Origin of the sequence: Belnapia mucosa, assembly GCF_016775475.1 — a bacterium.
In the GTDB taxonomy this organism is placed as follows: domain Bacteria; phylum Pseudomonadota; class Alphaproteobacteria; order Acetobacterales; family Acetobacteraceae; genus Belnapia; species Belnapia mucosa.
Genome location: NZ_JAEUXJ010000015.1, coordinates 14,116 through 35,070, shown reverse-complemented (window position 1 = coordinate 35,070; position 20,955 = coordinate 14,116). Strand labels below are relative to the sequence as shown.

The window sequence follows — 20,955 nt, the reverse complement described above, 5'->3', positions numbered from 1 at the left end:
GACGTTCGCCCTCCGCACCGGCATCCCGCCGGGCGGAGGCATGCGATGAATTCGACGATCCTGCTGATCGTGCTGATCGTGGTGCTGCTGGGCGTGCTGCCCACCTGGCCCTACAGCAGTGGATGGGGCTACTATCCCAGCGGTATCCTCGGCATTATCGTCGTGGTGCTGCTGATCATGGCCCTCACGGGCCGGCTTTAGCCGCCAGCAGCCGGACCAGTGCGGCGTCCCGCTCCGCCGCCAGTTCGGCGATCGGCCGCCCGCCGGTCTCCTCGGCGACGCCGGCGATGAGCGCCTGCTGCAAGGCCGGCGTCACCACCGGGTTGCCGAGGCTTTCCCACCAGCTCGTCACCGCGGGCATCAGGTGGCGCATGAAATGCTCATAGCCGCCCTCGCCGCCAGCCAGGTGGAAGGTGGCATGCGGGCCCATCAGCGCCCAGCGCAGCCCCGGCCCCTGGGCAATGGCGGCATCCACATCGGCGACGCTGGCGACGCCTTCCGCCACCATATGCACCGCCTCCCGCCACAGCGCCGCCTGCAGCCGGTTGGCCAGATGCCCCGGCACTTCCTTGTTCAGGGTGATCGGGTGCTTGCCGATGGCGCGGTAGAATTCGACCGCCGCCTGCACGGCCTCCCGGCTCGCCGTCGTGCCGCCCACCACCTCGACCAGCGGGATCAGATGCGGCGGGTTGAAGGGATGGCCGATCACCACCCGCTCCGGATGGGTGCAGCCCTCCGACAGCCGGCTGACCAGCAGGCCAGAGGAGGAGCAGAGGATCAGCGCATTCGCCGGCAGCGCCGCGGAGATCGCCTGCAGCAGCGGCTGCTTCACCTCATAGCGTTCTGGCGCATTCTCCTGCACCGCGTCGCAGCCGGCGACGGCCTGGACCGGATCGGCCTCGAACCGCCAGCGCGCCGGATCGGCGCCGGGGACGGCGCCGAGCACCGGCCAGGCCGTCTCCACCATGCGCCGGACCAGGTCCGGCGCGGCGGGGGAGGGGTCGCTGACCACCACCTCCAGCCCACGGCTGAGGAACCAGGCCGCCCAGCTCGCGCCGATGGTCCCGGCACCGATGACGGCGATGCGGCGGATCGGGCGCATGGCCTCAGCCCTTCTCGACCGTCCCGCCGCCATCGACCCAGTCCTTGAACCCGCCGAGGTTCCGGACATCGGTGTAGCCGAGATCCTGCATCAGCTTGCCGGCCAGCGCCGCCCGCCCGCCCGAGGCGCAATAGGTGATGACGACGGGCTTGCCGAGCGCCGGGTCGCGCGCCGGGCTGTCGGGATCGACGCGGAATTCCAGCAGCCCGCGCGGGATGGCCAGCGCTCCCGGCACCTTGCCCGAAGCGGCGATCTCCGCCGGCTCCCGCAGGTCGATGAAGACCGCCCCGCCCTTGGCATGCAGCGCCTGCGCCTCATCGGCACCGATCCGCGGCACCGCCGCATTGGCGGCCGCCACCATTTCCTTCACGGTCGTCGGCATGGTCGTCCCTCCCTGGTTGGAGGGGGGAGGCTAGCCCAGGATGGTGAGCGCCGCGAGCGCCCGCGACAGTAGGGTGAGGCTGGCGACGATGATCACCGCCAGGGTCAGCACCGCGCCCGGGCCCCGCGCCGCGCGGATATCCGGCTCCCGGCTGATGCCGATGGCGTGCAGCACGCGGGCCAGCACCAGCACCATGCCCAGCCCATGCAGCAGGAAGGTCGAGACCCGGAGCCCCTCATTCAGTGCGATCAGCAGCAGCGCCAGGGGCACGAATTCGGTAAAATTCGCATGCGCCCGGACCGCACGGTGCAGCCGCCGGTCCTCCCCCATGCCGAGCATGACGCCGGAGCCGAAGCGCGCGCGCACGACCAGGAGGGTGAGCACCCCGTAGAGCAGCCCGAGCAGGGCGGCATAGAGCGCGGTGACGGGCAGTGCCATCGGTCGGGGTCCCCCAGGGCTGCGCGTTCGACAAGCCGCCCGCGCATCGCCATATCGGGCGCATCATGGAACCCCTCGCCCTCTATATCCACTGGCCGTTCTGCCTGCGCAAATGTCCCTATTGCGACTTCAACAGCCATGTGCGGGAGCGGATCGACCAGGCAACCTGGCGGGACGCGCTGCGGCGGGAGTTGGCGCATGAGGCCGGAAGAGTGGGCCGCCGCCCGCTCGCCAGCATCTTCTTCGGCGGCGGCACGCCGAGCCTCATGGAGCCGGCGACCGCCGCCGCGCTGATCGAGGATGCGCGCCACCTGTTCGATCCGCTGCCCGATCTCGAGATCACGCTGGAGGCCAACCCCACCAGCGTCGAGGCCGGGCGGCTGGCCGAGATCCGGGCCGCCGGCGTCAATCGCCTCTCCCTCGGCGTGCAGGCCCTGGATGGGGAGGCGCTGCGCTTCCTCGGCCGCGAGCACAGCGCGGCGGAGGCGATGGCGGCGCTGGAAACCGGGCGGCGCATCTTCCCCCGCCTCTCCTTCGACCTGATCTATGCCCGGCCCGGCCAGCCCGAGGCTGCCTGGCGCGACGAGTTGCGCCGGGCCCTGGCGCTCGCCGCCGACCACCTCTCGCTCTACCAGCTCACCATCGAGCCGGGGACGCGCTTCGCCACCGAATATGCCCGCGGCGCCTTCGCCCTGCCCGAGCCGGACGAGGCCGCGCGGCTCTATTGGGCGACGGTCGAGGAGGCCGGCCGCTTCGGCCTCGCCCCCTATGAGGTCTCGAATTACGCGCAGCCCGGCGCCGAGAGCCGGCACAACCTCGCCTATTGGCGCTATGGCGACTATCTCGGCATCGGGCCGGGCGCGCATCAGCGCCTACTCCTCGGCGGCGAGATGCTGGCCGCCCGCCGCCACCGCGCGCCGGAGGAATGGCTGGCCCGCATCGCCCGCCAGGGCCATGGCACGGTGGAGGAGGAGGCGCTGGTCCCCACCGACCGCGCCCGCGAGGCGCTGCTGATGGGCCTCCGCCTTGCCGAGGGGATCGACCCCGCCCGCATCGCGGCCCGCAGCGGCCTGACGCTGGCCGAGGCGGTGGACCCGGCGATGCTGCTGGCCTGCATCGAGGAGGGCTATCTGGAATGGACGGAGACGGGCCGGCTGCGCGCCACCGATGAGGGGCGCATGCGGCTGGATGCGATGCTGCCGGTGCTGCTCCGCTAGCCCTCGCCGCCGCCCAGCTCCAGCGCCCGCCGATAGACCTGCTTCCGCGGCAGCCCCGTCGCCGCGGCCACCGCCGCCGCCGCATCGCGCAGGCTCATCCCGGCTGCCTGCGCCTCGCGCAGCGCCCGGTCCAGCTCCGCCTCGCCGGTCTGCTCCTCCGGCGCGGGGCCGATCACGATTGCGATCTCGCCCCGTGCCGCTTCCGCCGCGTAATGCGCCGCCAGCATGCCGAGGCTGCCCCGGCGCACCTCCTCGAATCGCTTGGTCATCTCCCGCGCCACCGCCGCCGGGCGGTCCTCCCCCAGCCCCTCGGCCAGCGCCGCCAGCGTCTCGGCCAGGCGGTGCGGCGCCTCGTAGAGGATCAGGCTGGCCGAGAGGCCGGCGCGCTCCGCCGCCCGCAGTCGGGCGATCTCGGCGGCCCGCGCCCCGGCCTTGGGCGGCAGGAAGCCGTGGAAGAGGAAGGGATGTGGCGGCAGGCCCGAGAGCGTCAGCGCCATCACCGCGGCATTCGGGCCCGGCACCGCCCCCACCGGCAGCCCGGCCGCGATCGCCGCCCGCACCAGCCGGTAGCCGGGATCGGAGACGAGCGGTGTCCCGGCATCCGAGACCAGGGCGATCCGCTGCCCCGCCCGCAGCTTCTCAAGCACCCGTGGGGTCTGGTCATCCTCGTTGTGCTCGTGCAGAGGAAGCAGGGTCACCGAGACGCCGTGCCGCATCAGCAGGGCGCCGGTAACCCTGGTATCCTCGCAGAGCACGGCATCCGCGCCGCGCAGCGTGGCCAGCGCGCGGGGCGAGAGATCGCCCATATTGCCGATCGGCGTCGCCACCAGGGTCAGCCCCGGCGGCGGGTTGTCGCGGGAAGGGTCAGGAGGTTCGCTTGCCGGTTCCATCACGCCATTCTCCGCTTCGCCACTGGCTCCGGCTCGCCCTGTTACTGGCCCCGGCGGCCTGCGCGCCGCAAGCCCCGCCCGCCTATACCGGCCTGCCCTATCAGGTGCCGAGCTACCAGGCACCGCTGCCGGAAGTGCCCCGCACCCGCGTCGGGCTGCTGCTGCCGCTCTCGGGCACCAACCGCCCGCTCGGCCAGGCGATGCTGAACGCCGCGCAGCTCGCGCTGTTCGACCAGGCGGATCCCGCCATCGAATTCGTCCCGCGCGACACCGGCAGCACGCCCGGCGGCGCCGCCCAGGCCGCGCAATCGGCGCTGGGCGAGGGGGCCCGGGCACTCGCCGGGCCGCTGACGCTGACCGAGACCGCGGCCGCTGCCGGCCCGGCCCGCGCCGCCCGCGCGCCGATGATGGCCTTCACCACCGATGCCGCCCAGGCCGGCGGCGGCGTCTGGGTGATCGGCTCGACCCCGGGCGAGCAGGCGGAGCGGGTGGTGACCGCCGCCGCCAATGCCGGCGCCCGCCGCATCGGGCTGCTGGCCACCGATGACGAATTCGGCCGCCGCCTCGCCGCCGCGCTCCGCGGCCGGGTCTCGGCGCTCGGCCTGCCGGCGCCGATCATCCAGCTCCAGCCCCGGCTCGGCGACAGCGGCGCCGCCGCCAATGCGCTGGCCGCCCAGGCGGGGCCGGAAGGGTTGGATGCCGTGCTGCTCGGCCTCGGCGGCGACCGCGCCCGCCTTGCGGCCAATGCCCTTGCCACCGCCCTGCCGTCCAAGCCGCGGCTGCTCGGCACCACCCTCTGGGCCAATGATCCGGCGGTGGCGACCGAGCCGGCGCTGGCCGGCGCTTGGTTCCCCGGCCCCGATCCCGCGACGCGCGCCGGCTTCGACCAGCGCTACCAGGCCGCCTTCGGCGACCGGCCGCCGCGCCTTGCCGGCGTCGCCTATGACGCCGCGGCGCTGGCCAGCCGCGCCGCCCGCTCCGGCATGGCCCCGGTGGGGGAGGCGATGCTCGGCGCCGATGGCCCGATCCGCCTGGCGCCGGAGGGTCTGGCCCAGCACGGCCTTGCCCTCTTCGCCCTCGATGGCTCGGGTGAGCCCCGGCTGGTGGAGCCGGCACCGGTCCCCGGCAGCTAGGCCATGCCGCGCCTGCCGCCCGGTCGGGTGCTGGGTGCCGCCGGGCTGATCGGGGCGGTGCCCTGCCTCATCCTCCTCGTGCTGATGTTCGAGGGGGCGCTGGACTGGGGGCCCGGCCTGCTGGCCCTGCTGGCGACCGCCCTTTCGGCCGTGCTGGTCGCCAGCCTCTGGATCGGCAACCTGGCCCGGCTGGCCGAGGCGCTGCGCCGCGCCGCCGCGGCGGATGGCGAGCTGGTCCCGCCCGGCTATACCCCGCTGCTGCCGGCGGTGGACGAGATCGCCGAGGGCGTCGCCCGGCTGGCCCGCAGCCTCGCCGCCCGGGACGAGCTGGTCGGCCGCCTCCGCCGCGCCGATGAGGCGATCGTCGAGCGCCTGCCCGACCCGCTCCTGGTCCTCTCGCCCGAACGCCGCCCGCTGCGCGCCAATGCCGCCGCCCGGGCCCTGTTCGGCGCCGCCCCGCGCGAGGGCGACACCGCCGCCCTGCTGCGCCACCCGACCCTTGCCGCCGCGGTGGACCGGGCACTCGCCGAGCGCCGGCCGCAGACCGCCGATCTGGTGCTGCCCGTGCCGGTGATGCGGGAGATCGCGGCCCAGGTCATCCCGATGGACCCGGCGCTGGCGGATGGCGGCCGCATCGTCATCGTCCTCTCGGACCGGTCGCGCGAGCGGGCGGTGGAGCGGATGCGGGCCGATTTCGTCGCCAATGCCAGCCATGAGCTGCGCACGCCGCTCGCCAGCCTGATGGGCTTCATCGAGACCCTGCGCGGCCCCGCCGAGGACGATCCCGCGGCGCGGACCCGCTTCCTCGGCATCATGGCCGAGCAGTCGGAGCGGATGCGGCGGCTGATCGACGACCTGCTCGGCCTCTCCCGAATCGAGCTGACCGAGCACCAGCCGCCGACCGGCCAGGCCGACCTCGCCGCCATCGCGCGCGCCGAGGCGGATGCGCTGGAGCCGCTGTTCCGCGCCCGGCGCGCCAGCCTCGAGGCCACGATCGAGCCAGGGGTGGTGGCCGCGCCGGCGGATAGCGAGCAGTTGGCCCAGGTGCTGCGGAACCTGCTGGAGAATGCGGTCCGCCATGGGCGGGAGGGCGGGGCGATCCGGCTCTCGGTCACGCGGGTCGAGGGCGGGCCCCGGCTGCCCACCCGCCCCGGCGTGCTGGTCGCGGTGCAGGATGACGGGCCCGGCATCCCGCCCGAGCATATCCCGCGCCTGACCGAGCGCTTCTACCGCGTGGATCGCGGCCGTTCACGCAGCGCCGGCGGCACCGGGCTCGGCCTCGCCATCGTCAAGCACATCGTCAACCGGCATCGCGGCCTGCTGCTGATCGAGAGCGAGCCGGGTAACGGAGCTTTGTTTCGGGTGTGGCTACCTTACGTTGCTCAGACAGGGGTGGTGTCATAGCGTACTGACAGATCCGCGACCTCTTGCTTGCTTCCCCCCGGAGCCGAGGAGCGTAGCCATGTTGAGACTCCTGCCGGATGAGCCGTCGGTCCAGCTCGGTGCCTGCCGCGTGCTGGTTGTCGAGGATGAGGTGCTGCTCGCCATGCTGCTCGAGGATGCTCTCGAGGAGGCAGGCGCCACCGTGATCGGCCCTGTCGGCAGCGTGGACAGGGCGCTGGACCTGATCGAGCGGAGCCTGGCCGATGGCGGCATCGATGCCTGCGCGCTCGACATGAATCTCGGCGGGGCCAGTGCGCTGCCGGTCGCCGATGCGCTGCACCGGCACGGCGTGCCCTTCTTCTTCATGACCGGCTATGGCGATACCGATGGCCAGGGCGAGCATGTGCGCCGGCCCACCCTGCACAAGCCCTTCAAGCCGCATGACCTGCTGCTGCTGCTGCTGCGCCTGGCCGGGGACCGGAGTCTGGGGGGCGGTGGCCCGGGGATGGCGATGCAGAGCTGAGCCGCTACTGCGGCTCGATCCCCGCCCGCCGCGCCGCCTCGCCCCATTTCGCCAGCTCCGCCGCGCAGAAGGCGCGAATCGCCTCGGGCGAGGAGGTGACGACCTCGGCGCCGAGAGTCGTATGCCGCTCCATCACCTCCGGCCGGCGCAGGGCGGCGACGCAATCGGCATTGAGCTTCTGCAGCACCGGCGCCGGCAGCCCGGCCGGGGCGATCACCATCCCCCAGGTCGAAGCCTCGAAGCCCGGCAGCAGCGCCTCGGCCAGCGTCGGCACCTCCGGCAGCTGCGGCGCCCGCTTCGCCCCCGTCGTCGCCAGCGCCTTCAGCGCGCCGGACTGGATATGGGTCAGCGCCGCCGGCACGGTGTCGAACATGATGTCGACGCGGCCGGCGATCAGGTCGGGATGCGCCCCCGTGCTGCCGCGATAGGGCACATAGGTCAGCTCGATCCCCGTCAGCTGGCCGAACAGCACCGGCGCCAGCCGCACCACCCCGCCGGTGCCGGCGAAGGTGACGCCGGGATTGCGCTTCGCATGCGCCACCAGCTCCGCCGGGGTGGTCGGCCCGAAGCCCCGCCCGGCGCAGAGCACCAGCGGCGTCGAGGTGGTCTGGGTGACGAAGCTGAAATCCCGCATCGTGTCGTAGGGCAGCTTGTAATAGGCCGCATTCACCGGATGCCCGACCGAGACCAGGCCGAGCACATGCCCGTCCGGCGCGGCCCGCGCCACCATCTCCGTCCCGATCACCCCATCGGCGCCGGCCCGGTTCTCCACCGGCACCGGCTGCCCCCAGGCGGCGGCGAGCGGGTCGGACATCAGCCGCGCGGTGATGTCGGAGACGCCGCCGGGCGTATAGGGCACGATCATCCGCACCGGCCGGTTCGGGAAAGCAGCGCCCTGGGCGCGGGCGCGCGGGGCGAGCAGCAAGGCGGGCGCGGCCAGCACCGCGCGGCGAGCGAAGGGCGTCATCCTGGTTTTCCTCCCGTTTTCGCCTTTCTACCGCGCCGGGCGCTGGCTGGCGATCACACCAGATCCGCCACCGCCGCCTGGTAGCGCCGCAGCACCGCCAGATGGTCCCCGACGCCGCGCCCGGCGATGCGGGTGTGGTGGCGCCGGCCGTAGCTGGTGGTCAGCGTCAGATGCGTCGCGCCCTGCGCCTTCCAGTATTCCGCCTCCCGCCGCCACTCCGCCTCCGCCCCCGCGCCGGCCGAGACCCAGACCTCCAGCCCCACCGCGCCGGGATCGCGCCCCGCCGCCTCGGTCAGCCGGCGCAGCTTGGCGAGCTCGCCTTCCACCTCCGCCCCCGGCGGATAGGCATTCATGATCCAGCCATCACCGAGGGTCGCGATCCGCTCCAGCGTCTGCTCCACATGCCCGCCGAACCAGACCGGGATGCGGCCCGCGGCCGGGCGGGGATTGATCCCGGCATCCTCGATCCGGTGCCACTTGCCCTCGAAGGTCACATGCGGCTCGGCCCAGAGCGCCTGCATGACCGCCACCTGCTCGGCGCTGCGCCGGCCGCGATTGGCGAAATTCTCGTTGAGGCCGGTGAATTCCACCGGGTTCCAGCCGACGCCCACCCCCAGCCGGAACCGGCCGCCGCAGAGCCGGTCGAGGCTCGCCGCCTGCTTCGCCACCAGCACCGTCTGGCGCTGCGGCAGGATCAGGACCTGGGTGGAGAATTCCGTGGTCTCGCGGCACAGCCCGGCGAGATAGGCGAAGGCCAGGAACGGGTCGTGGAACAGATCCTCCGAGGTGTTGCGGTCGCCCCAGCCCGGCCGGCTGGCGACATTCACCCCGAGCACATGGTCGGCCAGGCCGAGATTGGTGTAGCCCATCGCCTCGGCGGCCAGTGCGAAGTCCCGCACCACCCCCGGCTCGCCGCCGATATCCGCCAGCGGCAGCATCACCCCGAGCCTCATCGCATCCTCCCCCAAGATCCTCAGGGGGAGATTAAGCGCCGATTCGCCGCGGCGGTCAGGCCATGTTGACGGCAGCGGCGCCGGCCTGCTCAGGCGAAGGCGGCCGGCCGGACATCGCCGGATGGCAGGTGAGCGATGGCCGCGTCAGCCGCTCATTGCCGCGACGGAAGGCGGCGTAGCATTCGCAGGCGGCCGCCTCGAGCCCCGGCCGGTCGGTGACGGTGATCCGCCCCCGCTCGTAGTGGATGCAGCCCGCCCGCTGCAGCGCCGAGGCCGCGACCGAGATGCTGGCCCGCCGTACCCCGAGCATTATCGCCAGGGCCTCATGCGTCACCGGCACGCTGTCGCCCTCGGCCCGGTCCAGCGCCATCAGCAGCCAGCGCGCCAGGCGCTGGTCCACCTGGTGGCGGCTGTTGCAGACCGCGGTCTGCGCCACCTGCTCGAAATGCCCGAGCACATAGCGCGAGACGACGCCGTGGAAGGCGGGCAGCTGCGCCATCGCCTCCTGGAAGGCGGCGAGCGGCAGCCGCAGCGCATGGCCGGGCATCTGCGCCACCACCTCGAAGATCTCGGTCTCGGCGCCGAGGGCCGGGGCCAGCCCGACCATGCCCTCGCGTCCCACCAGCCCGATCTCGACGCCGTCGCCATCCTCCATGAGGGCGATGCGCGTCGCATAGCCTCTTTCGAGGAAGAGCACCTGGTCGATCGGCCGCTCCCGCGGCGTCAGCACTTGGTGCCGGGCGAACGTCACCGGCTCCAATTGCGCCTGGAGCCGCGCCAGTTCCGCGGCCGGCAGCGTGGCCAAGATTGCGTTATGGATCGTAGGAGGGGGAGGTGCCGCAGCCGTCTGCTGCCATATCATGCCATATCGTTCCTGGAGCATCGTGCCTCCGCTTCCGCTCGGCAGCGCCTCCGAACCGAGGTCGTCGCGCTGGCTCTCAAACCCATGAGAAGCCAATCCCGCGATGGGCCGACACCCAACGATGACGTTATTTCATTCCAGGTTAGGTATTTGAATGTGGCATCTGTCAGCCGGGCTGACACAGACTAGCGAAGCTGGGCCAGGGCATCCTGTTCCAGGGCGTGGCAGGGACAGGATGCGGCCTCCAGCCCCGCCCGGTCCGCCACCGCGATCCGCCCGCGCGTCTGTCGCACCATCCCCGCGGCCCGCAGCCGCCCGAGCGCGGCATTCACCGTCGGCCGCCGTGCCCCCAGCATGCCCGCCAGCCTTTCCTGGGTGAGCGCGAAGCCGGGGCCGAGCCGGTCCTCCAGCGCCAGCAGCCGGCGGGCCAGCCGCGCATCCACCGGATGCGCCGTGGCGCAGGCGCCGGCGATGGAGGCCTGCAGCAGCGCCGCCATCGCCTGCCGCCGCAACACCTGCCGCAGGTTGCGGCTGTTCTCCGCCAATAGGGCGAGCGGCGGCACCGGCACGCAGAGCGCAGCGCCCGCCACCTGCACCACGGCCCGGAAGGGCGGCAGCGGCATGCCGAACAGCGCCGGCAGGCCCACCACCCCCTCATTCCCCACCAGCCCGACCTCCGCCGCCCCGTCCGGCAGGTCGAGGAAGAAGGAGACCGCGCCCGCCTCGGGGAAGACCAGATGCCCGATCGGCTCGCCCGGGCGCGCCAGTTCCATCCCCGGCACCATGGCCAGCGGCTCGGCCAGCCCTGTCAGCAGCATCCGCTCGCCCGGCGTCAGCGCGGCCAGCACCCGGTTGCGGGCGGGAAGGCGGCGCGACGGGACCGGGATCGGCATCGGCGCAGCCTACACCGCCTTCCACGGCCCCGCTCACCGTCCCGGCGAATACCTGCTATCCGTGATGCCTCACCCCCAGGATGTCCCATGACAACCGGCATCGAGCCGTCCGAGCCCGAATTCGAAGCGCTCATCCGCTATATCCAGGAAAGCCGTGGCGTCGATTTCCGGGGCTACAAGCGCACCAGCCTGCGGCGCCGCGTGCTGCGCCGGATGGAACAGGTCTCGGCCGAGAGCTTCGCCGCCTATCACGGTTTCCTGGAAGTGCATCCGCAGGAATTCATCGAACTCCTCGACACCGTGCTGATCAACGTCACCTCCTTCTTCCGTGATGCCGAGGCCTGGGAGGCGCTGCGGGCCGAGGCGATTCCGAGCCTGCTCCTCCGCGGCGCGGGCGATCCCGCCGTCCCGATCCGCATCTGGAGCGCCGGCTGCGCCAGCGGCGAGGAGCCCTACAGCCTCGCCATGCTCTTCGCCGAGGCGCTGGGGCTGGAGGAGTTCAGCCGCCGGGTGAAGATCTACGCCACCGACCTCGATGAGGATGCGCTGCGCATCGCCCGCCAGGCCACCTATACGCCGCGCGATGTCGAGGGCGTCCCGCCCGACCTGCTCGCCCGCTATTTCGAGCGCACGACCAACCACTACGTCGTGGAGCGGGAGCTGCGGAAATGCGTCATCTTCGGCCGCCACAACATCGTCCATGATGCGCCGATCAGCCGCATCGACCTGCTGGTCTGCCGCAACCTGCTGATCTACCTGGAATCCGAGACGCAAGCCCAGGTCCTGCCGCGCCTGCACTACGGTCTGGCAGATGATGGGATCATGTTCCTCGGCAAGGCCGAGACGCAGCTGGCCCGGTCCCGCCTGTTCAAGGCGGTGGATCTGAAGCACCGCATCTTCCGCAAGGTGCCGCAGGAATGGCGCCGCAACCAGGGCGGCAGCCTGACCCTCGCCGGCCAGTCGAGCGGTGGCCGCAACCCGCGCATGCTGCCGCTCCAGCTCCGCCTGCTGGAGACCGTCGCCGATGCCTCGACGACCGCCTATCTCGCGGTCGATCCCGAAGGCCTGCTGGTCTTCATCAACGCCGCCGCGCGCCGCATGCTGGAGGTGGGGGAGGCCGATCTGGGCCGGCCCTTCCACGACCTGCCCATCTCCTACCGCCCTGCCGAGCTGCGCAGCCGCATCGAGGAGGCGGCGCGGCTCGGCCGCCCCATCCGCATCGAGCATCAGGAATACCATCGCCCGCCGACCGAGCCGATCCGCCTGACCATCGAGGTGACGCCGCTGCATGAGCGCGACGGCCAGCGCTATGCCGTCCTGCTCGGCTTCACCGACACCACCCGCCTCTTCACCCTCCAGCAGGAGCTGGAGGCGGCGCAGGAAAGCCTCGAGACCACGATCGAGGAATTGCAGAGCGCCAACGAGGAGCTGGAGACGACCAACGAGGAACTCCAGTCCACCAACGAGGAGCTGGAAACTACCAACGAGGAGCTCCAGTCCACCAACGAGGAACTGGAGACGATGAACGAGGAGCTCCGCTCCGCCAACGAGGAGCTGGAGACGGCGAACGAGGAGATGCGGGTGCAGGCCGAGGAGACCGGCGAATACCGCCGCTACTCGGAATCCATCCTGCGCAGCATCGATGCCGGCATCGTCGTGCTCGACCACGACCTGTGCATCCGGTCCTGGAACCGGGCCAGCGAGAATGCCTGGGGGCTGCGCGCCGAGGAGGTGCTGGGCCGCGACTTCCTCGACCTCGATATCGGCCTGCGGGTCGGGCGGCTGCGCCCGGACCTCCTGCGGGTGCTGGCCGGGGAGACGCCGCTGGCCAGCCTCACCCTCGATGCGGTGGACCGCCGCGGCCGCCAGCTCACCTCCCGCATCCGCCTCTCGCCCCTGCTGTACGAGGCGCGGCCGCCGCGCGGCGTGGTGCTGATCGTCGAGGACGTCACCGAGACCGCGCGGGAGCAGGAATACACCCGCTATCTCGGCCGGATCATCGGCCAGTCGCTCAACAGCGTGTATTTCCTCGATCCCGACACGCTGCGCTTCCTGCTGATCAACCGCGGCGCCGAGGAGAAGCTCGGCTATTCCATCACCCAGCTCCGCCAGGTCCCGATCACCGACCTGATGCGCGGCGTCTCGCCCGAAGCGCTCAAGGCGCTGATCCAGCCGCTGATCGCCGGCGAGCAGGCCGAGGTGGTGTTCGAGACGGTGATGCGCGCCCGCGACGGCCGCGAATACCCGGCCGAGATCTGCCTGCAGCATTTCGCCCGCGAACACCCGCCCATCCTGGTCGCCATGGTGCATGACATCAGCGACCGGCGGCGGCTGGAGTCGGCGGCGGACTAAGCCGGCTCCTCATCCGGCGCCGACCGCTCATCCGGGTCGGGCCGCTGCCAGCCCCGCTCGATGAAGTGCCGCAGGGTCTCGGCCCGGGATCGCGCCTCCCGCTCCGCCGCCTCCCAGCGCTCGACCGAGTGTTGCGCGCCGCGCAGCCGCGCCGATTCCGCCAGCCGCTCGCAGAGCGCGGTCCGTTCGTTCAACGCCCGCAGCGCCACCTCCAGCGCGCCCTCCATCTGCTGGAACTGTGCCTCGTCCATATCGGCGGCCGCGAAGCGGTGCCCGATATGGCAGCTGAAATAGGGCAGGCTGTCCTGCCTCTCCTCACGCAGCGAACCGCCGCAGGTCGGGCAGGTCAGGGCAACGGGCGGCCCCAGTTGATAGCCTCCGCTCACTGGCTCCTCCTTGCTTTCGCTTCCGCCCGGCCCGGCCAGCTGCCGCAACAATGCGGCGATGCCGAGGACGGGCAGGCTATGATCCACCTTGGTATGGCGCAGCGCGCTTTCGGGCATGCCGCGGAACTCGGCCTCCGCCGGATCCTGCACGATGCCGATCCCGCCATGCCGCTTCACCTCGGCCATGCCGGCCGTGCCATCGGCCAGGTTGCCGCTGAGCACCACCGCCACGACCCGCCCCCCGAAGCTGCGCGCCGCCGAGCGGAACAGCGGATCCACCGCCGGCCGGGTCATGTTCTCGCGCGGCCCACGGAACAGCCGCATCCGCCCCGGCTCCAGCAGCAGGTGATGGTCGGGCGGGGCCAGCCGCACCTCGCCCGGCCGGATCGGCGCGCCATCCTCGGCCCATGCGACGGGCAGTGGCCCGGCCTTGGCCAGCACCCTGTCCAACATGCTGCGCCGCGCCCCGATATGGACGGTGACGAAGAGGCTGGCCGGCAGGTCGGCCGGCAGGGCACCCAACAATCGCTGCAACGCCTCCGTCCCACCGGCCGAGGCGCCGATCACGATGATGTCCCGGCCTTCCGTATCAGCCATCGCCTGGCTTCGGCTCCTCGCCGGGCAGGCGCCGTATCGCCTCCGCCGCACGGGTGATCAGCCTCGCCGCCCGTGCCGCTTCCTCCGCCGCCCGCGCCCAGCGCGCCGCGGCATGTGGCAGCTTGCGGCCCAGCGCCGCCGCTTCCATCCGCCGGAAGAGCAGCCGCCTTTCGTTATGGGTCCGGATCGCCACCCCCAGCGCCGCCTCCAGCGCCTCGGCCTGGCTGGCCAGCAGGGATTCCGGGCCATAGGCATGGCCGATCTGGCAGCGGAACCGCGGCAGCCGGCCTTCCTCAATCTCGTTCAGCACCCCGCCGCATTGCGGGCAGGAGATCCGGCTCGGTGTGCCGAGAGGCGCCTGCAAGGCCGGGTCCGACACCGCCTCCTCCTGTTCCGCGATGCTGACCTCGGCTGAGAGCTGCGGCAGCCCGGCGCGGGGCGGCCCGGCCGGGCTGCGCGCCAGCCGGTCCAGCAGCGCCGGGAGGTCGGCGAGGGTTGCACTATGATCCGGCGAATCGCCGCGCAGCGCGTTCAGCGGCATGTCCGGCCAGGCGGCATCCTCCGGGTCCTGCACCACGCTGAGCCCGCCGCAGGCCTTGATCGCCACCAGCCCGGCGGTGCCGTCATCCAGCAGCCCGCTGAGCACCACCCCGATCGCCCGCGGCCCGAAGGCCAGCGCGGCGGAGCGGAACAGGGGGTCGATCGCCGGGCGGGATCGGTTCTCCTGCGGCCCGTGCCGCAGCAGCAGCCGCGACCCGTCCCGGTCCACGAGGAGATGGAGGTCCGGCCGTGCCACATAGATCCGCCCGTGGCGGATCGGCTCCCCTTCCTCCGCCGCCGCGGCGGGCAGCGGCCCGGCGCGGTTCAGCAGCTGGGGCAGCAGGCTCGGCCCGGCGGGTGGCATGTGCAGCACCACCAGCACGGCGGCCGGCAGATCCCGTGGCAAGCCACTGCAAAGACGCATCAGCGCATCCACCCCGCCGGCCGAGGCGCCGACCAGGATGACGTCATGGTGCTGCCTGTCCAAGCGAGCCTCCGGCCGCGGTGCGGCGTTCCCAGGCATCACAACGGGAAAACAGCCCCATTGTCTCGTTACCGGGCCGAACGCAGGGGTGCATCGCCCGTTCCAGCCTTGATGATTTGATACGCCGAAAGCGGCTGACGCCATCACGCTATGGATCCAGATATGCCAGCCGATTTCGACGATCACGAGCGGATGCGCCAGGAGGGCGAGACCGAGCAGCTCCGCGTTGCATGGGAGGATGCGCAGGCCGAGATCGCCATCCTCACCGAGGAGCGTGATCGCGCCCTCGCATCGCTCGCCGCCTGCAACGCCGCGCTGCGCGAGGCCGAGGCGCGCCTGGCCCGGCCAGCGGCCGCTGCGCCCCTCCCGCCGGACGACCCCCAGGCCGAGGAGCTGCGGGTCGCCATGGAGGAGCTGCAGGTCTTCGCCGAGGAGCTGGAACAGGCCAATACCAGCCTCGCCCGGGCCAATGCCGAACTGGAAGGCCGCGTCGCCGCCCGCACCGAGGCGCTGAACCACAAGAATGCCGAGCTGCGCGACAGCGAGGAGCGCCTGCGCCTGGCCCAGCGCTATGCCGAGGCCGGCACCTGGGACTGGGACATCCGCAGCGACCGCATCACCTGGTCGGAGGAATACTACACCCTCTACGGGCTCGACCCGCGCCAGGTGACGCCGAGCTATGAGGCCTGGGTGGAATCGGTCCATCCGCAGGACCGTGACATGGCCAAGGAGGCGCTGCAGACCTGCCTGCGCGACCGTCGTCCCGATTTCGCGGTGGAATACCGCATCCTCCATCCGCGGCGTGGCGAGCGCTGGCTCGCCGGCCGCGGGCGGCTGTTCTACGACCTGTCGAGCCGGCCGGTGCGGATGATCGGCCTCAACCTCGACATCACCGACCGCAAGCGCGCCGAACTGGCCCTGGCCGAGGCGAACAACCGGCTGCAGGCCGAGGTCGAGGCCGAGGTGCGGGCACGGGAGATCGCCCAGGCCCGGCTGTTCCAGACCATGAAGCTGGAGGCGCTCGGCCAGCTCACCGGCGGCGTGGCGCATGATTTCAACAACCTGCTCGCCGTCATCACCAGCGGCGCCACCCTGCTCCAGCGCACCGATGACATGCCGCGCCGGCAGCGCCTGACCGAGGCGATGGTGCAGGCGGCGCAGCGCGGCGCGACGCTGACCCGCCGCCTGCTGACCTTCGCCCGCCGGCAATCGCTGCGGCCGGAGCCACTCGACCTCTGCGCCTGGCTCGAGGAGGCGCGTGAACTCCTGGCGCGGACGCTGCGCGGCGACATCACCATCGAGATCGCGCTGGAGGAACGGCTCTGGCCGGTCCTGGCCGATCCCGGGGAGCTGGAACTCGCGCTGCTCAACCTCGCGGTGAATGCGCGCGATGCCATGCCGAAGGGCGGCACGCTGCGCCTCACGGCTGCGAATACCGAGCTGGATTCCATCACCGATCCGGATGGGCTCGGCGGCTGCTTCCTGCGGCTGGCCGTCCAGGATACCGGCCATGGCATGCCGCCCGAGGTGCTGGCCCGGGTCTTCGAGCCCTTCTATTCGACCAAGCCGGCCAGCCATGGGACCGGGCTCGGCCTGCCGCAGGTCTATGGCTTCGCGCGGCAGAGCGGCGGCACCGCGCGGATCGACAGCCAGCCCGGCCGCGGCACCACCGTCACCCTGCTGCTGCCCCGCGCTGCCGAGGCGCCCGGCGCGGCGGCGGCGCCCCGGCCGCAGGCACCGGCCCGCGCCATGGCCCCGCTCCGTCTCCTGCTCGCCGAGGATGATGACGATGTCGCGGTGCTGACGACCGAGATGCTGCGCCATCTGGGCCATGACGTGCTCCGCGCCGGCAGCGCCGCCGCCGCGCTGCGGATGCTGGAAGGGGAGGTGGCGGTCGATCTCCTGCTGACCGATGTGGTCATGCCGGGCGGGCAGGACGGGCTCGACCTCGCCCGCCAGGTCGGGGCGCTGCGGCCCGGCCTGCCGATCCTGCTCTATAGCGGCTTCGGCGGCGCCCCGGCCCGTGTCGCCGCCGCGGGCCTGCCGCTGCTGCGCAAGCCCTTCACGCTGGAGCAGCTCCGCCAGGCGCTGGAGACCGCCACGCGCCGCAGCGCGCCCCGCCCGATGCAGCGCGACCCGGCCTGAACCTCCACGCAACCGGCTTTGTCACCGGGCCGCCGGCATGCTGTTCTGCCGGGGAATGCCATTCCCGAGGGGTAACGCTTGCAGCCGCCGCCTTCCCATGACCCCGATGCCTTCCTTGCCGGCGGGGAGATGGGCGAACGGATCCGCCGCTTCGACTGGGCCGCGACCCCGCTCGGCCCCATCGAGGCCTGGCCGCCCTGCCTCCGCCTCTCGGCCGGCATCCTGCTCCGCGCCGCCATCCCCATGGCGCTGCTCTGGGGCGAGGCGGGGGTGCTGCTCTACAACGATGCCTATGCGGCCTTCGCCGCCGGGCGCCATCCGCAGCTTCTCGGTCTGCCGGTCCGCGAGGCCTGGCCCGAGGCCGCGGCGTTCAACGATACGGTTCTCCGCACCGGGCTGGCCGGCCGCACCACGTCCTTCAAGGACCAGGCCTTCACCCTGCACCTGCACGGGCCGCCGCGGGAGGTCTGGCTCAATCTCGACTATTCCCCGGTGCCGGATGAGGGGGGCCGCCCCGTCGGTGTCCTGGCGATCCTGGTCGATACCACGGCGCGGGTCCTGGCCGAACGGCAGCAGGCCGATGCGGTGGAGCGGCAGCGCCGCCTGTTCCAGCAGGCGCCCGGCTTCATCTGCACCATGCGGGGGCCGGAGCATGTCTATGACTTCGTGAACGACGCCCATATCCGGCTCTTCGGCCGCGCCGACATCATCGGCAGGACGGTCCGCGAGGCTTTCCCCGACCTCGTCGAGCAGGGCTTCTACGAGCTGCTCGACCAGGTCTATGCCACCGGCCAGCGCCATGTCGCCCGCGCCACGCCCATGCGCCTCCGCGCCACGCCGGACCGCCCCGAGCAGGATCTGCTGCTCGACTTCATCTATGAGCCGGTGACGGATGGCGCGGGCCGCGTCATCGGCATCTTCTGCGAGGGCTTCGACGTCACCGAGGCGCAGCGGGGCCAGCAGGTGCTGCGCGAGAGCGAGGCGCGCTTCCGCGAGATCGCCGATGCCGCGCCGGTGCTGATCTGGATCTCCGACACCAGCAAGGCCTGCACCTGGTTCAACCGCCCCTGGCTGAGCTTCACCGGCCGCAGCATGGAGCAGGAGCTGGGCTATGGCTGGGCCGAGGGCGTCCATCCGGAGGACATGGCCCGCTGCGTCGCCACCTATGACGCTGCCTTCGACCGGCGCGAGGCCTTCCGCATGGATTACCGCCTGCGCCGGGAGGACGGCACCTGGCGCGTGGTGGACGATACCGGCGTGCCGCGCTTCGCCGCGGATGGCAGTTTCCTCGGCTTTATCGGCAGCTGCATCGACGTCACCGACCAGCGCGCTGCCGAAGCGGCGCTCCGCCACAGCGAGGAGCTGCTCCGCTTGGCGACCGAGGCGGCCGAGATCGGCCTCTGGGATGTGGACATGGCGACCGAGACCATGTTCTGGCCACCGCTGGTCAAGGCCATGTTCGGCATCTCGCCCGATCGCCCGGTGACCTTGGCGGATTTCTATGGCGGCCTGCATCCGGAGGATGCGCCCGAGACCATCGCCGCCTTCGCCGCCGCCTGCGACCCGGCCCGCCGCACCGTCTATGACGTGGAATACCGCACCATCGGGCGGGAGGATGGCGTGCAGCGCTGGGTGGCCGCCAAGGGCCGCGCCATCTTCGACGAGGATGGCCGGTGCCTCCGCGTCCTCGGCACCGCCATCGACATCACCGCCCGCAAGGCCACCGAGGCGCGGCTGCGCGAGCTGAACGAGACGCTGGAGCGGCGCTTCGCCGAGGTGCTGGCCGAACGCAAGCTGCTGGCCGATATCGTCGAGGGCACCGACGCCTTCGTGCAGGTCGCCGATCTCGATTTCCGCTGGCTCGCGATCAACCGTGCCGCGGCGAACGAGTTCGAGCGGAGCTTCGGCATCCGGCCGCGGGTCGGCCTCTCGATGCTCGACCTGCTGGCGCATCTGCCGGAGGAGCAGGTCGGGGTGCAGCGCATCTGGACCCGCGCCCTGTCCGGCGAGGCCTTCACCGAGATCGCCGAGTTCGGCGCCCCCGGCCGCGGCCGCCGCCATTACGAGATGAAGTTCAACCCGCTGCGCGGCGCCGATGGGCGGCTGCTGGGCGCCTATCAATTCGTCTATGACGTGACCGAGCGGCTGGCCGAGCAGGCCCGCCTCGCTGAGGCCGAGGAGCGGCTGCGCCAGAGCCAGAAGATGGAAGCGGTCGGCCAGCTCACCGGCGGCATCGCGCATGACTTCAACAACCTGCTGCAGGGCGTCTCCGGCAGCTTCGACCTGATCCGCCGCCGGGCGGAGGATGCCACGCGGGTGCGCCGCTGGGCCGAGGCCGGCCTCGCCGCGGCCGAGCGCGGCGCCAAGCTCACCGGCCAACTCCTCGCCTTCTCCCGCGCCCAGCGGCTGGAGGCGAAGCCGCTCTTCCTCGGCCGGCTGGTCGAGGGCATGCGGGAGATGCTGGCCCGCAGCCTCGGCCCGCTGATCGAGATCCGGCTGGTGCTGGAGGAGGGCGAGGCGCCGGTGCTCTCCGACCCGACGCAGCTCGAGATGGCGGTGCTGAACCTGGCCATCAATGCCCGCGACGCCATGCCGGAGGGTGGGCGGCTGACCATCGCCACGCGGCTCCGTCCCATCCGGCACGACCCCGAATTGGCGCCCGGCGACTATGTCGAGCTGGCGATCGCCGATACCGGCACCGGCATGCCGTCCGAGGTGGTGGCGCGGGCCTTCGACCCCTTCTTCACCACCAAGGAATTCGGCAAGGGCACCGGGCTCGGCCTCAGCCAGGTTTATGGCATCGCCCGCCAGGCCGGCGGCCTGGCGCGGATCGAAAGCCGGCCCGGCGCCGGCACCACGGTGCGCCTGCTGCTCCGCCGCACCGATCTGCGGGTCGCGCCCGAGCCGGCGGTGGGGGAGGGGACCGGGCCCGCCTCGCGGCCAGGCGCCACCATCCTGGTGGTCGAGGATGATGCGGAGGTGCTGCGCTTCCTGCTCGAATCCCTGCGCGACCTCGGCTACCGCGCCATCCCCGCCCAGGATGGCGAGGCAGGGCTGGTGGCGCTGGAAGGGGAGCAGCCCGACCTCGCCATCGTCGATTTCGCCATGCCGGGGATGAACGGCGCCGAATTCGCCCAAACCGCCCGGCGGCTGCGGCCGGGCCTGCCGATCCTTTTCGCCAGCGGCTATTCCGACACGGCGGCGATCGAGGCGGCGGCCGGGCCGGAAGCGGCGCTGCTGCGCAAGCCCTTCCGCATCGCCGAGCTGCAGGCGGCGCTGCGGCGGGCCCTGCCGCCGGCGCCCTGATCAGCCGCCGGCCGTCTCCTCCGCCGCATCCAGAGCATGCAGCGCATAGGTGAAGGCGGCGCCGGCATTCAGCGCGATGGCGACGCCGAGCGCCTCGGCGATCTCCGCCTTGCTGGCCCCGGCGGTCCTGGCCTTGCGCACATGCGCATCGATGCAGCCATCGCAGCGGGTGGTGATGGCGACGGCGAGCGCGATCAGCTCCCGCGTCTTGGCATCCAGATGCTGCGTGGTGGCGGCGCCGCGGCTCAGCGCGCCGAAGCCTTTCACCAGTTCCGGATGCAGGGCGTTCAGCTCCTTGCCCCGGGTCCGCTCGGCGGCGTTGTAGGCATCCCAATCCTTGATGGCGCTCACTGGCTCTCCCCCTGTACGGAAACGGGCGCGGAGGATGTCCCCCGCGCCCGC

General features: G+C 72.1%; 19 protein-coding genes. 8 read left to right on the top strand and 11 right to left on the bottom strand.

Annotation, left to right across the window (positions count from 1 at the left end):
- The first annotated feature begins 45 nt into the window (after positions 1 to 45).
- Positions 46 to 201 (top strand): DUF3309 domain-containing protein, encoded by a 156-nt coding sequence (locus JMJ55_RS24340; RefSeq protein WP_202828214.1) that lies wholly within the window; start codon positions 46 to 48, stop codon positions 199 to 201.
- Here JMJ55_RS24340 and JMJ55_RS24335 read toward each other — a convergent pair.
- Genes JMJ55_RS24335 through JMJ55_RS24325 form a run of 3 tightly spaced genes read right to left on the bottom strand, consistent with a single transcriptional unit; the run spans position 185 to position 1,922 of the window.
- Complete coding sequence (locus tag JMJ55_RS24335; RefSeq protein ID WP_202828213.1) at positions 185 to 1,102, bottom strand: 3-hydroxyacyl-CoA dehydrogenase NAD-binding domain-containing protein; 918 nt, start codon at positions 1,100 to 1,102, stop codon at positions 185 to 187. The genes JMJ55_RS24340 and JMJ55_RS24335 overlap by 17 nt on opposite strands.
- Before the next feature lie 4 nt (positions 1,103 to 1,106).
- Complete coding sequence (locus JMJ55_RS24330; protein WP_202828212.1) at positions 1,107 to 1,484, bottom strand: rhodanese-like domain-containing protein; 378 nt, start codon at positions 1,482 to 1,484, stop codon at positions 1,107 to 1,109.
- Positions 1,485 to 1,514: 30 nt separating this feature from the next.
- Positions 1,515 to 1,922 carry an MAPEG family protein gene (locus tag JMJ55_RS24325; RefSeq protein WP_202828211.1) on the bottom strand — a complete coding sequence of 136 codons (408 nt, stop codon included), beginning with the start codon at positions 1,920 to 1,922 and terminating at the stop codon, positions 1,515 to 1,517.
- Positions 1,923 to 1,987: 65 nt separating this feature from the next.
- On the opposite strand from JMJ55_RS24325, the gene hemW reads away from it, so the two are divergent.
- Positions 1,988 to 3,139 (top strand): radical SAM family heme chaperone HemW, encoded by a 1,152-nt coding sequence (gene hemW, locus JMJ55_RS24320; RefSeq protein ID WP_202828210.1) that lies wholly within the window; start codon positions 1,988 to 1,990, stop codon positions 3,137 to 3,139.
- Here the strand turns inward: hemW and rsmI are convergent.
- Positions 3,136 to 4,029 carry a 16S rRNA (cytidine(1402)-2'-O)-methyltransferase gene (gene rsmI, locus JMJ55_RS24315; RefSeq protein WP_202828209.1) on the bottom strand — a complete coding sequence of 298 codons (894 nt, stop codon included), beginning with the start codon at positions 4,027 to 4,029 and terminating at the stop codon, positions 3,136 to 3,138. The genes hemW and rsmI overlap by 4 nt on opposite strands.
- On the opposite strand from rsmI, the gene JMJ55_RS24310 reads away from it, so the two are divergent.
- Genes JMJ55_RS24310 through JMJ55_RS24300 form a run of 3 tightly spaced genes read left to right on the top strand, consistent with a single transcriptional unit; the run spans position 4,017 to position 7,068 of the window.
- Complete coding sequence (locus JMJ55_RS24310) at positions 4,017 to 5,162, top strand: penicillin-binding protein activator (protein ID WP_202828208.1); 1,146 nt, start codon at positions 4,017 to 4,019, stop codon at positions 5,160 to 5,162. The genes rsmI and JMJ55_RS24310 overlap by 13 nt on opposite strands.
- Positions 5,163 to 5,165: 3 nt before the next feature.
- Entirely contained in the window at positions 5,166 to 6,566 is a 1,401-nt protein-coding gene (locus tag JMJ55_RS24305; protein WP_202828207.1) for an ATP-binding protein, read from the top strand.
- A gap of 58 nt (positions 6,567 to 6,624) precedes the next feature.
- The gene (locus tag JMJ55_RS24300) at positions 6,625 to 7,068 is read left to right on the top strand and encodes a response regulator (RefSeq protein ID WP_202828206.1); all 444 of its coding nucleotides are present in this window, start codon (positions 6,625 to 6,627) and stop codon (positions 7,066 to 7,068) included.
- Between the two features lie 4 nt (positions 7,069 to 7,072).
- Here JMJ55_RS24300 and JMJ55_RS24295 read toward each other — a convergent pair whose 3' ends face one another.
- The 4 genes from JMJ55_RS24295 to JMJ55_RS24280 form a co-directional block, all read right to left on the bottom strand.
- Complete coding sequence (locus JMJ55_RS24295) at positions 7,073 to 8,035, bottom strand: tripartite tricarboxylate transporter substrate binding protein (RefSeq protein ID WP_202828205.1); 963 nt, start codon at positions 8,033 to 8,035, stop codon at positions 7,073 to 7,075.
- A gap of 53 nt (positions 8,036 to 8,088) precedes the next feature.
- Complete coding sequence (locus tag JMJ55_RS24290; RefSeq protein WP_202828204.1) at positions 8,089 to 8,988, bottom strand: LLM class F420-dependent oxidoreductase; 900 nt, start codon at positions 8,986 to 8,988, stop codon at positions 8,089 to 8,091.
- Between the two features lie 55 nt (positions 8,989 to 9,043).
- Positions 9,044 to 9,793, bottom strand: a complete 750-nt coding sequence (locus JMJ55_RS24285; RefSeq protein WP_236034007.1) for a Crp/Fnr family transcriptional regulator — start codon at positions 9,791 to 9,793, stop codon at positions 9,044 to 9,046.
- Positions 9,794 to 10,035: 242 nt separating this feature from the next.
- The gene (locus JMJ55_RS24280; protein WP_202828202.1) at positions 10,036 to 10,743 is read right to left on the bottom strand and encodes a Crp/Fnr family transcriptional regulator; all 708 of its coding nucleotides are present in this window, start codon (positions 10,741 to 10,743) and stop codon (positions 10,036 to 10,038) included.
- 87 nt (positions 10,744 to 10,830) lie between these two features.
- On the opposite strand from JMJ55_RS24280, the gene JMJ55_RS24275 reads away from it, so the two are divergent.
- Positions 10,831 to 13,095, top strand: a complete 2,265-nt coding sequence (locus JMJ55_RS24275) for a CheR family methyltransferase (RefSeq protein WP_202828201.1) — start codon at positions 10,831 to 10,833, stop codon at positions 13,093 to 13,095.
- On the opposite strand, the gene JMJ55_RS24270 is transcribed toward JMJ55_RS24275, so the two are convergent.
- Both JMJ55_RS24270 and JMJ55_RS24265 read right to left on the bottom strand, forming a co-directional pair.
- Positions 13,092 to 14,078 carry a chemotaxis protein CheB gene (locus tag JMJ55_RS24270; protein ID WP_202828200.1) on the bottom strand — a complete coding sequence of 329 codons (987 nt, stop codon included), beginning with the start codon at positions 14,076 to 14,078 and terminating at the stop codon, positions 13,092 to 13,094. The genes JMJ55_RS24275 and JMJ55_RS24270 overlap by 4 nt on opposite strands.
- Complete coding sequence (locus tag JMJ55_RS24265; RefSeq protein WP_202828199.1) at positions 14,071 to 15,105, bottom strand: chemotaxis protein CheB; 1,035 nt, start codon at positions 15,103 to 15,105, stop codon at positions 14,071 to 14,073. The genes JMJ55_RS24270 and JMJ55_RS24265 overlap by 8 nt, the downstream gene beginning before the upstream one ends.
- A gap of 159 nt (positions 15,106 to 15,264) precedes the next feature.
- Here JMJ55_RS24265 and JMJ55_RS24260 point away from each other — a divergent pair, with 159 nt between their 5' ends.
- Both JMJ55_RS24260 and JMJ55_RS24255 read left to right on the top strand, forming a co-directional pair.
- Positions 15,265 to 17,247 (top strand): ATP-binding protein, encoded by a 1,983-nt coding sequence (locus JMJ55_RS24260; protein ID WP_202828198.1) that lies wholly within the window; start codon positions 15,265 to 15,267, stop codon positions 17,245 to 17,247.
- A gap of 78 nt (positions 17,248 to 17,325) precedes the next feature.
- Entirely contained in the window at positions 17,326 to 20,553 is a 3,228-nt protein-coding gene (locus tag JMJ55_RS24255) for a PAS domain-containing protein (protein WP_202828197.1), read from the top strand.
- On the opposite strand, the gene JMJ55_RS24250 is transcribed toward JMJ55_RS24255, so the two are convergent.
- Positions 20,554 to 20,895, bottom strand: coding sequence for a carboxymuconolactone decarboxylase family protein (locus tag JMJ55_RS24250; RefSeq protein ID WP_202828271.1), 342 nt, complete (start codon positions 20,893 to 20,895; stop codon positions 20,554 to 20,556). It lies immediately after the preceding gene.
- Positions 20,896 to 20,955: the final 60 nt, after the last annotated feature.